This is a genomic window from Flavobacterium sp. (assembly GCF_040402835.1).
In the GTDB taxonomy this organism is placed as follows: domain Bacteria; phylum Bacteroidota; class Bacteroidia; order Flavobacteriales; family Flavobacteriaceae; genus Flavobacterium.
In genome coordinates this window covers 13,693-27,647 of the sequence record NZ_JBBALW010000006.1, presented here as the reverse complement: position 1 = coordinate 27,647, position 13,955 = coordinate 13,693, and the positions used below count along the sequence as shown (strand labels likewise).

The 13,955-nt window shown below is 28.3% G+C and carries 13 protein-coding genes; 5 read left to right on the top strand and 8 right to left on the bottom strand.

Annotation, left to right across the window (positions count from 1 at the left end):
• Positions 1–93 precede the first annotated feature (93 nt).
• Together AC9UEH_RS03285 and AC9UEH_RS03280 are read left to right on the top strand one after the other, a co-directional pair.
• Positions 94–777, top strand: a complete 684-nt coding sequence (locus tag AC9UEH_RS03285) for a cell division ATP-binding protein FtsE (protein WP_509528330.1) — start codon at positions 94–96, stop codon at positions 775–777.
• Positions 777–1,658, top strand: coding sequence for a glycosyltransferase family 2 protein (locus tag AC9UEH_RS03280; protein WP_509528327.1), 882 nt, complete (start codon positions 777–779; stop codon positions 1,656–1,658). Before AC9UEH_RS03285 ends, AC9UEH_RS03280 begins: the two co-directional genes overlap by 1 nt.
• Here AC9UEH_RS03280 and AC9UEH_RS03275 read toward each other — a convergent pair.
• Positions 1,655–2,752, bottom strand: coding sequence for a glycosyltransferase family 4 protein (locus AC9UEH_RS03275; protein WP_509528325.1), 1,098 nt, complete (start codon positions 2,750–2,752; stop codon positions 1,655–1,657). The two genes, AC9UEH_RS03280 and AC9UEH_RS03275, sit on opposite strands and share 4 nt — an antisense overlap.
• Positions 2,749–3,153 carry a sugar 3,4-ketoisomerase gene (locus AC9UEH_RS03270; RefSeq protein ID WP_509528323.1) on the bottom strand — a complete coding sequence of 135 codons (405 nt, stop codon included), beginning with the start codon at positions 3,151–3,153 and terminating at the stop codon, positions 2,749–2,751. The genes AC9UEH_RS03275 and AC9UEH_RS03270 overlap by 4 nt, the downstream gene beginning before the upstream one ends.
• Before the next feature lie 139 nt (positions 3,154–3,292).
• Here AC9UEH_RS03270 and AC9UEH_RS03265 point away from each other — a divergent pair, with 139 nt between their 5' ends.
• Positions 3,293–4,243 (top strand): beta-1,6-N-acetylglucosaminyltransferase, encoded by a 951-nt coding sequence (locus AC9UEH_RS03265; protein WP_509528321.1) that lies wholly within the window; start codon positions 3,293–3,295, stop codon positions 4,241–4,243.
• On the opposite strand, the gene AC9UEH_RS03260 is transcribed toward AC9UEH_RS03265, so the two are convergent.
• Complete coding sequence (locus tag AC9UEH_RS03260) at positions 4,226–5,320, bottom strand: glycosyltransferase (RefSeq protein ID WP_509528319.1); 1,095 nt, start codon at positions 5,318–5,320, stop codon at positions 4,226–4,228. The genes AC9UEH_RS03265 and AC9UEH_RS03260 overlap by 18 nt on opposite strands.
• A 52-nt stretch (positions 5,321–5,372) precedes the next feature.
• Here AC9UEH_RS03260 and AC9UEH_RS03255 point away from each other — a divergent pair, with 52 nt between their 5' ends.
• Positions 5,373–6,266: a glycosyltransferase family 2 protein gene (locus tag AC9UEH_RS03255; protein WP_509528317.1), complete on the top strand. Its 894-nt coding sequence runs from the start codon at positions 5,373–5,375 to the stop codon at positions 6,264–6,266.
• 3 nt (positions 6,267–6,269) lie between these two features.
• On the opposite strand, the gene AC9UEH_RS03250 is transcribed toward AC9UEH_RS03255, so the two are convergent.
• From AC9UEH_RS03250 to AC9UEH_RS03230, 5 genes are read right to left on the bottom strand one after another with little or no spacing between them, the layout of a single operon-like run.
• Positions 6,270–7,337 (bottom strand): acyltransferase family protein, encoded by a 1,068-nt coding sequence (locus AC9UEH_RS03250; RefSeq protein ID WP_509528315.1) that lies wholly within the window; start codon positions 7,335–7,337, stop codon positions 6,270–6,272.
• On the bottom strand, positions 7,330–8,832 hold the full coding sequence (locus AC9UEH_RS03245) for an oligosaccharide flippase family protein (RefSeq protein ID WP_509528314.1): 1,503 nt from the start codon (positions 8,830–8,832) through the stop codon (positions 7,330–7,332). Before AC9UEH_RS03245 ends, AC9UEH_RS03250 begins: the two co-directional genes overlap by 8 nt.
• Before the next feature lies 1 nt (position 8,833).
• On the bottom strand, positions 8,834–9,850 hold the full coding sequence (locus AC9UEH_RS03240) for a glycosyltransferase (protein ID WP_509528312.1): 1,017 nt from the start codon (positions 9,848–9,850) through the stop codon (positions 8,834–8,836).
• Positions 9,838–10,935 (bottom strand): DegT/DnrJ/EryC1/StrS family aminotransferase, encoded by a 1,098-nt coding sequence (locus AC9UEH_RS03235; RefSeq protein WP_509528311.1) that lies wholly within the window; start codon positions 10,933–10,935, stop codon positions 9,838–9,840. Before AC9UEH_RS03235 ends, AC9UEH_RS03240 begins: the two co-directional genes overlap by 13 nt.
• Positions 10,932–11,909: a GNAT family N-acetyltransferase gene (locus AC9UEH_RS03230; protein ID WP_509528309.1), complete on the bottom strand. Its 978-nt coding sequence runs from the start codon at positions 11,907–11,909 to the stop codon at positions 10,932–10,934. The genes AC9UEH_RS03235 and AC9UEH_RS03230 overlap by 4 nt, the downstream gene beginning before the upstream one ends.
• Before the next feature lie 117 nt (positions 11,910–12,026).
• Between AC9UEH_RS03230 and AC9UEH_RS03225 the strand changes: the two genes are divergently transcribed.
• Positions 12,027–13,829 (top strand): T9SS type B sorting domain-containing protein, encoded by a 1,803-nt coding sequence (locus AC9UEH_RS03225; RefSeq protein ID WP_509528307.1) that lies wholly within the window; start codon positions 12,027–12,029, stop codon positions 13,827–13,829.
• Positions 13,830–13,955 lie beyond the last annotated feature (126 nt).

Genomic DNA, 13,955 nt, shown 5'->3' with positions numbered 1-13,955 from the left:
TATTATGAACATCTTTTTAAACAATTAATAATAATTTGGAAATTGGAAATTGATTAAATCTTATTACTTTTACAAAATAAACAAAAAAATCTTATGTCAGAACCTATATTATTTTTAAGAAACGTAACCATTTACCAAGAAGAAAAAGTCATTTTATCTAATATTAATTTGGAAGTGAATCATGGTGAATTTATATATATAATTGGAAAAACAGGTTCTGGAAAAAGTAGTTTTATGAAAACTTTATATGCCGATTTGTCTTTAATAGAGGGACAAGCGAGCATTGTAAACTTTGATTTGGCAACTTTAAAAGAAGATGACATTCCTTATTTAAGAAGAAAAATAGGAATTGTATTTCAAGATTTCAAATTGTTACCAGACAGAACAGTAAACGAAAATATGCTTTTTGTTTTGAAGGCTACAGGTTGGACAGATCCAATAGAAATGCAAAACAAAATCGATGAAGTTTTGGATAAAGTGGATATGAAAGCGTTTGCTACAAAAATGCCGCATCAATTGTCAGGTGGCGAGCAACAAAGTGTAGCAATTGCTCGTGCTTTATTGAACGACCCCGAATTAATTTTAGCGGATGAACCAACTGGAAACCTTGACCCTCAGACAAGTGTAGAAGTTTTGGAAGTTTTACGAAAAATTAATGCTGCTGGAAAAACAGTAATAATGGCAACACACGATTATGCACTTTTGATGAAATTTCCGTCAAAAACCTTGAAATGTGAAGACAGTAGTATTTTTGAGGTAGTTCAAAAAACGGTTTAATGTTATCGATTCTCATTCCTACCTATAATTATAATGTTTTTAAGCTTGTAGATGTCTTATACAATCAGGCTAAAGAAGCTAAAATTGAATTTGAAATACTTGTTTTGGATGACGGATCACAAAAATTTCATTCGGAAAATAGCAACATAAATGAATTTCAATTTTGTAGCTATGAAATTCTTAAAGTCAATATTGGAAGAAGTGCAATTCGGAATTTATTGGCAAAAAAAGCAACATTTGATAATTTACTGTTCCTCGATTCAGACACTATTCCAGTTGATAGTAATTTTATTTCCAATTATTTACTTCAAATAAATAAAGAAGAAAAAATCGTTTCTGGTGGCATTTTATATTCTAAATTAAAACCCAAAGAAAGTCAATTATTAAGATGGAAATACGGAAATTCTAGAGAAGCGTTATCAGCAAAAGTTAGAGAAAAAAATCCTTATTTAAGACTTTTGACTTTGAATTTTATGATAAAAAAATCGGTCTTTGAAAAAGTAAGTTTTAATGAAAATATACCCAATTTAAGACACGAAGACACCTTGTTTTCTTATGATTTAAAAAATCATAAAATTCGAATTGAACATATTGAAAACCCTGTTTATCATCTTGGATTGGATGAATTTGAAATTGCACTCAAAAAAGAAAATGAATCATTAATTGCTTTGAAATTTCTTATAGAAAACAAACTTATTCCAGCGGATTATATAGGTTTATCAAAATTATTTTATCAATTAAAGAAAATACAAGTAGTATTTGTATTGAGAGTATTTTATAAAATAACAAAACCTTTTTTATTGAAAAATTTGGCTAGTAAAAACCCTTCATTGTTTGTTTTTGACATCTATCGATTGGGATATTTTAGTAGTATGTTTTAAATAATTTCTTCTTTCAAAAGCGAATTCCATTGCTTCATAATTGATTCTATTTGATATTTATTGACTGAAATTTTAGCTTTATTTCCCATATCAATTCGCAGATTTTCATTTTCAATCAAATTATCTAATTTTTGAATAAATTGATTTTCATTTCCATCTTCAATTAAAAACCCATTCTGATTGTTATCGATAATGGTTCTTGGACCGCAAGGACAATCGTAAGCAATACAAGGCAATCCCGATGCCATAGCTTCAATAAGCACCATTCCGAAACCCTCAAATCGTGATGCCATTAAATAAATTGATGCTTCTAAATATTTCTCATTAATGTTTTTTACAGGGTCGTGAAAAGTAATGTTTTTTTCAATATTAAGTTTTTTAGCCAATGTAATTAAATCAAAATCGGGATTAGATTTCCCATAAATGGTAAGGTTCCAATCTGGATATTTTAAAATTACTTTTTTCCAAATTTCGAGCAATCGATCAAATCCTTTTTCGTACACATGTCGCCCAACAGCAATTACATTTTTTTGATATAAATTGGTATCTGCATTAGTTGAAAACCATATCGGATTTGGAATTACAATACCGTTTTTTACCTTCCACTCTTTAATACTTTCTTGAGTTTCTACAACTACTTGATTGTATTGAGCGGCACCAAATTGTTTATAGAAACAAGTTAATTTAAATTTTAGGTAGTGTAGCAACGTGTTTTTACGAAAGTTTTCTTCGACGTATAATGAACTATGAATTTCGAGTAGTAAAGGAATTTTAGAATTTAAAATAAAAGGAATCAAAAATGCCTTTAATCCATTATCACCAATAATAATTCGATCGGGCTTTGTCTCGTTTATAGTACTGTTTAATTGATTTCTAAAGGGATTAAAGAAAGGAAAAAAAGTTGCATTTAGTTCCATGTCATAGAAAACAATTTTTTTATTAAATTCATAAAACAAATTTTTATGACCCTTATTTTGAGTAAGAATTGCAATTTCATAACCATAATTATCAATAAGATAATTGGTTTTAATAGCCATAATTCTTGAGATTCCGTCTGCATTATTAATTTGAGGAACTACATAAAGGATTTTCATTGTTTTGAACTCCAAAATTCATTATAATCTCGAATATAATCGGACTCTTCAAAAACATCCGAGGCTAAAACAAGACAAACCGCACCCGAGGAAAAATTCTCTAATTCACGCCAAATGCCTGTTGGAATGTGCAACCCAATATTAGGTTTGTTTAATAAATAGCTCTTTTTATCCTTACCATCATTGACTGTAACTTCAAAACTTCCGCTCAATGCGATTAAAATTTCGTGTTGGTTTATATGGGAATGTCCACCACGAAAAGCGGTACTTGGAACATCAAAAAGGTAATAAATTCTTTTGAATTCAAATGGCAAAATATCATTTTGAACAAAGGCTAAATTACCCCGTAAATCTTCTATAGTGGGTATTTGAATTAGTTCTAAATCGCTAATTTTCGTCATATATTATTTAATAAATAAAATTTTCAATTCATATTATTTAAAATTAGATAAATTCAAAATAAGCATAAAAAACTTTTCAATTATTAATCAAATTAAATGAAAAAAAACGATATTTACAATATAAATTGTAATAAAAAAAATGATAAATTATATCATATTAGTGCACGAAAACCCTTTACAACTGATTCGATTAATAAATAAATTATCGGACAATCAGGTTAATTTTTACATTCATATAGACAAATTAGTTGATAGTAGTCCCTTTCTTGAAGCTACAAAAACGATAAAAAACATTCATTTTATTAGTGAAGACAAAAGAGAAGAGGGAATTTGGTGCGGTATTGGATTAGTGAAAGGTACAATAAATGCTTTAAATCAGATAGTTAAGGAAGGCAGAAGAGGATACTGCATTTTACTTAGCGGGCAAGATTATCCCGTAAAAAACAATAATTATATTAAGACCTATTTATCAGAAAACTATGGGAAAAATTTTATAGAAACATTCAATATCCCAACAGATAATTGGTCAAATAATGGAATGGATCGAATTAATAATTATAAATTTAACTTATCAAATAAAAGGGGGCATTTTGTAATTATTCCAACAATTTATCAATTAGATTTTTATAGTTTAAGAACAATTAAATCCATAATAAAATTAATTATGGTCAATAAATTCAGACTTTTATTTAATGTATTAAAAAAAAGAAAGCATCCAATATATATGTATCCTAAAGGAGGAAGTGCGTGGTGGGGACTTTCTATTGAAACTGTGAAAAAAGTAATTTACTTCCTAGAAAGAAATCCTGACTTTTTAACATATCATAAATATACTTTTATTCCTGATGAATTTTTTTTTCAAACTATTGTTTCTCATTTAAATAAAAAAACACCTGAATTAATGTCTAATTCACTAACTTTTGTAGATTGGGAACAAGAAGATTCAATTGGAGCTCCAAATTTGTCTATTGACCATTATAATAAAATTATCAATCAGCCAGATTCTATTTTATTTGCTAGGAAATTCAAATTTGATTATGATTCAAAAATACTGGCTAAATTAGATGTCTATCTAGAGAAACCCTATTAAATCCAACCATTGTTTTCCGATATTTTCTAAAGTAAAATGACGTATACTTTTAAACGTATTTTCTTTACAAAACGTATATAATTTATTATCTTCAACAAATAAATTCATTGCTTCTGATAGTTTTTGAACGTTTTGATTTTCAACTAAAAGTCCATTTTGTTTGTCTAAAATCATTTCGCTAGGACCAGACAAACAATCAAAGGAAACAACTGGAGTTCCGCAGGCAAATGCTTCTAAAATTACATTTGGCATTCCTTCATTTAAACTGCTTAAAACAAAAAATCTAGCATTTTTTAAATACGTATATGGGTTTTCTAGAAATCCTAAAAAATGTACTTTTTCTTCAATATTTTTTTGTTTTGCCAATGCTTTAAATATTGAAATTCGTTCGCCATCGCCAAGTAAAATAAGATGAATATTATTAGTTGGTAAAATTGAATTAGAATAGGCTTCAATCAATTTGTCGAACTGTTTAACATTGGTTTCCATTTGTCCAATTCCTATAATATATTCAAAACTTATATCAATAGATTCATTAAATTTAGACTTAATTTCATTATTATTTATTGGATTATATATTGTTTGAACATTATTTAAATGATGTTTAAATTCAATTAATTCTTTCGCTTTATTGGTAATAGTAACCATTTTAAAGCAATCTTGGTACATAAAACGTGTTAAAAAAGACCAATTTGGCATATAATGATCAATCAAATAACTGTGAACAGTGAAAATCGTTTTAGATTTATAAAGCCATTTTGCAATCAATAGCTCTTGAATTGGGTTGATTCGGAATCTAAAATCAATGATAAAATCAAATTTATTTTCATTAAGATACTTCTTCAAAAACAGCATGCGATGAAGTTTATTGAATATTCCATTACGCTTATTTTTTAATAATCCTAAATTAACCAACTTCCCAGAAAAAGTATAGGAAACAACATCCAAAACAATAATATTATGGACTTCAATTCCTTGCTTTTCAAAAAAAATAGACAAATTTGCCATCACTCGTTCTGCGCCACCAATTCCTAATCGGTACCCAATTAGAGCAATTTTAAATTTTTTGTTAGGCATTATCATCAACGTTTTCTTATTTTCGTATCAAATATAACTCTTTTAAAAAAATATGCAAGAAAATCAGCTTGTAACGATAATTTGTTTGTCTTATAATCACGAGAAATTTGTGTTGGAAACATTGAATTCAGTGGTGAATCAAAACTATTCGCCAATTGAACTTATTATTGTGGATGATTGCAGTTCGGATGCTACAAAATCATTAATTGAAGATTGGTTACTTTCTCATCCAAATGTTACTTTTATTCCAAATGAAGTCAATTTAGGAAATACAAAATCGTTTAATAATGCCTTGAAAATGGCAAAAGGAGACTATATAATTGATTTGGCAGCCGATGATTTATTAATGCCAAATGGAATTCTAATGCAAATGGAAGCATTCCAAAACAGTGCATACAAAAATCTAGGAATTGTTTATGGAAATGCTGAAATAATTAATGAAAATGGCAGTTTTAATTCTTTTTATTTTCCTGTAGATGCAAATGGAAACGTAATTACCAAAAGAAAAACTGGTGACATTTACGCAGCTGTTTTATCAAGTGGCGATAGTATTTGCTCGGTTTCAACGTTGATTAAGAAGGATGTTTTTGACTTTCTTGGTGGTTATGATGAAACACTTGAATATGAAGATTTAGATTCTTGGATTAGAGCTTCTCGGGTTTTTGAATTTGATTTTATTGATGCGATTTTGATAAAGAAAAGGATTGTTTACAACTCTTTAGGAACTCATTTTTTTAAGAAAAATCATAAAATCAATATTTCTACCTATAAAATTCTAAGAAAAGCATTGAAATTAAATCGTTCAAAAATTGAAGATTTAGCACTTCAAAAAAGAGTTAATTATGAAATAATCCATTCTTTTAAAAATAGAAGTTTCAACTTATTTGTAAAAAATATTGGACTTAGAATTGAAATATCTTTGAGAAAAAAAATTAAAAAGTATTAGAATTTAATTAATATTTCTCCGAATTATCTTATTTAATGGGGTTTCTAAATATTGAAATAAAACTACAGAAATAACATTTAAAGCTATAAAAACAAATCCTTGATTACTAGAAATTTTATTCAAAATTGTTACGAAAATTCCAAGATGAATTAAATAAAAAATATACGAACTTTTACCCAAAAGCAGTATAATTTTGGTGCTAAAAAATTGTTGTAAAATCGTCTTTTCTTTAATTAACCCCAAAAAAAGAGGTGCAATTCCAAAAACAGGAAGAAAAAACGTGTTAATGACTTTTCCAAATGTAGTATCCACGCCAAAACCAGTTCCAGCTTTCAAAGAAACTAAAGCACAAATACTTAAAATAATTCCGAAAAAACCAAGGTAAGTAAACCCTTGAAATTTTAAATCAAATCTATTATTTCTAATAAGTAATGCAAGTGCAATTCCAACAAAAAATTCCGTTACCCTTCCAAAGAATGTGAAATCTAACATAAAACTAATTGATTTCATAAAACCGAAGCAATCTAATCCTTTGAAAATTGAGACAAATAAAAGTCCAAATCCAACAAAAAATAGTGGCGTAATTAATAGAAAGAGTTTGTTTTTTTTAATCAACAGAAAGAAAATTGGTACCAATAAATAGAAAACTTCTTCCACTGTTAATGACCAACTTTGAGCGATTCCAGTGAATTTCAAATCATCTGAAAAACCTTTTAAGAGAGAAATATTATAGAAATAATTTTTCAAATCGATTAAATTAGTTTGAGAATGAAAAATTGCGAAAAATAGAAACGTAAATGTTGTAAGTAAGAAATACATTGGAAAAATCCTGGCAAAACGCTTGATGAAATAGCTTTTGAAATTGAAATTTTGTTCCTCATAATAGCGATTGCAAATTAGAAAACCGCTTAACACAAAAAAAATGGTAACACCTATGTGAAATTCACTGAAAAAATCGTGACAATATTGCCCGAAAATTTCAACTGAAAACGGATTATAATGATGGATATAAACCATAAAAGCAGCAAGCGCACGAATACCAGTTAAGGGTGGAAAATTGACTTTATTCATTGCGCTTGAATTTATTTTTAACTTTCAAATAATAGGAAAACAAGTCAATTCTTTTGTCTAATTCTTTGTAAGAATAAAACATCGAAAAAATAAAAATACTTCCAAGCGGGTAATAAGCATAGGGATAATCAATTGTAAAAGTTATTATGCAGGACGCTAATCCAATAAAAAAACAAACCCAAATTATTTTAAAAGTGTCTTTTCTAATGGTAAAATTGTACTTTTTATTTAAAATATTTATGATGTAAAACGCATAAATTATGAATTGAAATAGACTAGCAATTCCGATTCCTACCAATCCAAAAAAATGATATAAAACTACCGTTGAAACAAGCAGGAATAAATCGCTCAAAATTTCTTGTTTGAAATACAATTTAGTATCTCCTTTTGCTAAAATTATATAGGCTAAAGGCCAAATTATTGCTTTAATAATTACTGCAAATAAAGCCGCTTTCAAAATCAATAAAACACCTAAAAATTCTTTTGTGTAAAGTGCTTGAATTAGTAATGGTGCGCAAAAATACAAAAAAGTTATCGCTGGCGTAATTAACAATAAGCCAATTTCTATTTGGTCGTTTACCAATTCTTTTATCTTAAAATTATCACTTTGAATGGCAGTAATTCTTGGATAAAAATCGGTTCCCATAGCATTAAAAATCATTCCTACATAAGAAATTAACAGCACAGAACTCACTTCAAAAAGTCCTAAAATTTCTGTTGTAGAACCACTTCCACTTAAATATATTTTAATTAAATAGCTGCAAATTTGACCGAAAATAACATTTATAGATAAAAGAAAACCCATTTTTAATAATGGAATTCCTCTTTGAAATGTTTCAGAAATTGAAATCTTACTTTTGTTGATTTTTATATTTCGTGAGAAGTAAGTATTTACTAAAAAACTCATTACACTTGATAGTAAAATAACAGCAACTATTCCATCAAATCTAAAAAAATAATAAATTGGAATTGTAAAAAGAGTGATTATGACTGAAGACAAAACATTAGAAATAGCAATCGATTTTATCATTCGCAAACCTTGTAAAAGGGCAATTCTACTAGCTGTTAAACTTGAAAAAACAAAATTTACAGCTAAAATTACAAACCAAAAATAATAATCAGTAGTTCCAAAAGTCAAATTACTCAATAGTTTTGAGAATACAATAGTCACTAAAGCCCCAAATAAACCAATTAAAAAAGACCACCGCTGAAGAACAATAAAACGTTCTGAAAATTTGATTTCGTCATTTTCAGCATGAGCCAAACTCACTTCTCGAACACTTGTAATAGAAAGTCCAAAACTCGTTAAAGAGCTTATAATTGCAATGGTATTGTTCAATAATCCGACAGTTCCTATTCCAATAGGACCCAAAAAAATAGCAACACATTTCGAACCAATAACTCCAATAAACATTTTCATTGCTTGAGCAAATCCAAAAATACCAGTGGCTTTGACGATTGTTTTGTGGGAGTTTTCGTTGTCTTTTATTTCCATTTTAATCAATTTTGCAGCCGATAGCGATATATTGATTTTTAAAAGCTTGGACCCATTTTTTCCATTCGGAAACTTGCGATAATGGATTATTGCTTCTAATGAGTAATTGTTCAATCTTATGAGAATTTATATCATTTGGATAATTTTCCATAGAATCAAAATCATTATTAAACCAAGCTTCATTTATGATTTTATTGAAAGCAAACATATCAATAATAACATTTTTAAATCCTTTATTTTGATTGCTCGCAGAAGATAAAAATCCAGTTTTCATTAATTCACTATTTGAAAATCCAAAATTTGAACTTTTTTTCTTTTTATTAATGAATTTAACCGCATTTAGTAATTGAAGCCGCTCATCAACAGAATTCATGTGATTTTTCCATAAATTAAGAAAATATTTCCTTTTAAAAATAGCACCTGAAGTTGCGTAAATGGTATAATAATTTAAAAATCGCTCTTCACTATAAAATTTAAAAAAAGTTACAATTTTTCGAATTTTAAAACGGTCAATTCTGAAAATTAAATTGAACAAATAGGGATTTTCAGTATACAAATTTGGACTATATATAGAATATAAATTATTACTAGAATTAGTATATTCAGAGATTAACCTTGGATTTCCTAACCAACATAATTTTAACATTTTAATCTTATCTGTTTCTAAATTCAATCTAAATTTCTTCAAATTAAATGGTTTTGTAAACCAGAAATCATCTTCAATTAAAAGAAAATAATTTGACGCATTTTGGGCTGCGCTTACCCATAAATCTATAGGTATTTTTGAATTAATATTTTGTATGTCATTAGCAATAGCATTTGACTTTTCATCATACAAATCTGATTTTAAAATTTTGATTTTTGGATGTTTTTGAAGTATTTTATCTAAATACTTTTGAGGTGTTCCATCGTCTAAAATAACAATTTTGTATTCTAAACTTCGACTGTTTAAAACTATACTTTGAATGCATCTGTCCAAATAATACGGACGATTAAATGATTTTATTAAGATTTCCATAAATTCAATTTTTGTATGACAAAATCAACTTCATAGGCTGTCATTATTGGACTTATTGGCAAACTTAAAACCTCATTATGAATTTTTTCGGTAATTGGAAGAGATAAATGTTTCCAATTTTCAAATGCTTTTTGTTTGTGCGGCGGAATTGGATAATGAATTATTGTTTCAATCCCATTTTCTTTTAAATAATCTTGTAATTCCTCCCTTTTCTCTGTCCGAATTACAAATAAATGAAAAACATGATTCTCCGATAAATCCCAAAATGGCAACCATATTTTATCGTTTTTAATTTCCGATAAATAGCGTTTTGCGATAGTTCTGCGATGTTCATTATCGGAATCTAAATTGGGTAATTTTACATTCAAAAATGCCGCTTGCAATTCATCCAAACGAGAATTTATCCCAATACAATCATTGAAATATTTAACATCGGAGCCATAATTTCGCATAGAAAATAGCACTTTAGCCAATTCATCATCGTTTGTAATTATCGCTCCTCCATCTCCCAAAGCTCCTAAATTTTTACCTGGATAAAAACTATAGGCTTGAGTGTTATTTGATTTTCTATTTTTACTTAAGAAAGCTCCGTGAGATTGTGCAGCATCTTCAACTACAATCAAATTATTTTGATTGGCAATTTCATTAATTATATCCATTTCAGCCAATTGTCCATAAAGATGAACCGCTAAAATTGCTTTGGTTTTTGATGTGATTTTATCCTGAATTAAATCGGTATTAATAGTGTAGGTTTCTAAATTTGGTTCAACCAAAACCGGAACTAAATTGGCTTGCAAAACAGACAAAATTGTAGCGATATAGGTGTTTGCAGGAACAATAACTTCATCTCCTTTTTGTAATCTTCCTAATTGAATTTGGGCTTTAAAAATTAAAGTCAACGCGTCAAATCCATTGCCAACTCCAATGCAATTACTGGCTTTGCAATAATCGGCGAAATTTTTCTCAAATTCTTGAACTTCATTGCCCAAAATATACCAACCTTTATCCAAGATACTTTTCAATTTTTGTTGAAAAGCATTTTCGTAATGGGCATTTATTTTTTGCAAATCGAGAAATTTAATCATATCAAAATAGCAGCTAAATTATTGTAATTCTTGGTTTCAATCTCATAGTAATCCTGAACAGTTGTTTTTGCACCAAAACTTTCTTTCCAAAATAGGATTCCTTCATTAATTTTCATCCCATTTTCTTCGTGTGAAGGTCCAAAATCAAAATACTTTTTATCTTTAAAAACTACATTTATCAAATAATCGTATAAATAGTCTAAACTTCCCAATTCATTTTTTTGATTATTACCCGAAATATATTGTGGATGTACAACATTATCAGAAATAAAAATAGTGGTTCCAGCAACAATATTGTTTCCTTCATAGATATTAAAATGTCTAATGTTATTTGGAAATGTAATTTGTAATTTCGTGATTTCTTCTATAGAATGGACTGGTTTTGCACTGTGCTTTTTATCCAAATTAGGAATCAATATTTTATTCCAAAACAACTCAAAATTAAGTTCTTCTTTTATAACCAAATTATTTTTTAAGCCTTTACGAATGCTTTCCTTTCTTGTTTTAGAAATTGAAAAAGACTTAGTTAAATCTAAAACTGACAAACAATCTCTTCTGATTAATTGTGCTTTTAAAAGAAATAATGAATATTCAATTTCTTCCGAAAAACGATTGCAATATATGGACGGAATCAACTTTAAGTTCAATTTATCAATCTGATTTTCATTTAAATAAATTAGAATATCTCGAAAAATAGCAATTGAATTCCCTAATTTATTATTATTTTGAAACACCAAACCTCCATAAGTCAACCCTTGATGCGAATAAATTGTACCCCCTATTTTATTCGCTGGCAAAACGGAAACTAATTTATCTTCGTCATAAATCATCAATGAAAAATCTTCAAATCGATCGCTGTGGTACTCCATAAAGTCCCTATTAAATAGGAATGTAGCATTTTTGGAAATGCTAATAAAAGCATTCCAATCGCTATGATTTTTTGTTTCGTATCTTTTTACAATGTGCTTTTTCAAAATTGTGTTTTAAACATTGGAAAATTAATCATTTATTTATTAAGAGAACATTATTTTTTTATAAAATTAGATTTATAAAATTAATTGACTAATTTTAAATTAATTATGAAATTATAAATGAAACCACACATTCAAAATATACTTTTTGGAACTCTATTACTTTTTTCGTTCACGATTTTTGGGCAAGATATTTCATTGTTTCAGCAATTTAATGGCAGATACGACTTTGTTTTTATTGGCAACACGTTAAATCCGATTGAAAATTCATATCAAATTACACCTTCCATTTATACAACTTCTTCTGCAGATTTGACCCTAAATCCAAACGATGTAATTGAAAAAGCCTATTTATATTGGGCGGGTTGCGGAACGGGAGATTTTGACGTTAAATTAAATGGACAAACCATCACTCCTGACAGAACTTTTAGCCATCAAAGAGCTTTTTCAAATTTAGTTTTTGATTATTTCAGTGCTTTCAAAGATGTTACTACTCAAGTTCAAGCAACTGGAAATGGTAGTTATACTATTTCGAATTTTGATGTTTCCAATTTAATTGAATATTATGCACAAAATAGCACCAATTTTGCTGGTTGGGCATTAATTATAGTTTATAAAAATCCGAATTTACCCCTAAATCAATTGAATGTTTATGATGGAATGCAAGCCGTTCCTGACGAAATTAATATTACCCTTAATAGTTTGAATGTCATTGATAATGTAGATGCAAAAATTGGTTTTCTGGCTTGGGAAGGAGATGCAGCAATAGCCGTCAATGAAACTTTACGAATTAATGGAAATGCTATTGGAAACCCTCCTTTAAACCCTGTTGATAATGCATTTAACGGGACAAATAGTTTGACAAATTCTTCTGTTTTGTACAATATGGATTTGGATGTATATCCAATTCAAAACAACATAAATATCGGTGATACTTCTGCACAAATTCAACTCACTTCAGGACAGGATTTTGTGATGATAAATGCCATTGTAACCAAGTTAAACAGTCAATTGCCTGATGCAACTGTTAGAATAAATAATGTAATTACTACTTGCGATTCAAGAACGATTATTGCCGATTATAAAGTTTCAAATTTAAATTCTACTGCAGTTTTACCCGCAAATACTCCAATTTCAATTTATGCTAATGATATTTTTATTCGCACTATTTTTACACAAAATAGTATCCTAATTGATGGAAATGAAACTGGGCAAGTAACACTTCTTATTCCAAATACAATAGCCGATAGTTTCGATTTGAAATTTGTTGTTGATGATATAGGTTCTGGAATTGGAATAATTGCAGAAATTAGTGAGATCAATAATAAATATAATGTTCCCGTAGTTCTAAGCGTTTCACCCTTGTTCAATTTATTGCCAAATGTAGAATCCTGTAATGAAGGTTCAAGCAAAGGAACTTTCAACTTTTCAGATTATGAATCCTTAGTAAAAGTTAATTCTACCGATACAATTCGTTTTTATGACTCTTTAATAAATGCTCAAAACAGCACAAATCCAATTTTTAATACCGCCAATTTTGTAGCTTTAACAACTCCGAAAACTATCTACATCCGTATAGAAAATGCACATTGTTTCAACATTACTTCATTTATATTGAAGACAAAAAACTGTCCGCCATTAGTTCATAATTTTGTTTCTGCTAACAATGACGGTGAAAATGACACTTTTCATATTGATGGATTGAAAGACATTTTCTTAAAATACAAAGTCTCCATTTACAACCGTTGGGGAGCTTTAATTTGGACCGGAAATAGCGCTTCTCAAGAGTGGGATGGTTTTGCAACCAATGGGATTTTACTTGACAATAAAGAAATTCCTGCGGGAACTTATTTTTATATAATTGATTTAAATGACCCTGATTATAGCGAAGCGCTTACAGGATATTTGTATTTAACACGATAGTTTTTTGATTGTTTAATAAATTATAGCTTACTTTAACTCTTATTTTAAACATTAATCACAAAATCTTACCGATTATTACCGCATGTTCCCGAATATTACTTTGTTTTGATAATTTTATTTACTTTA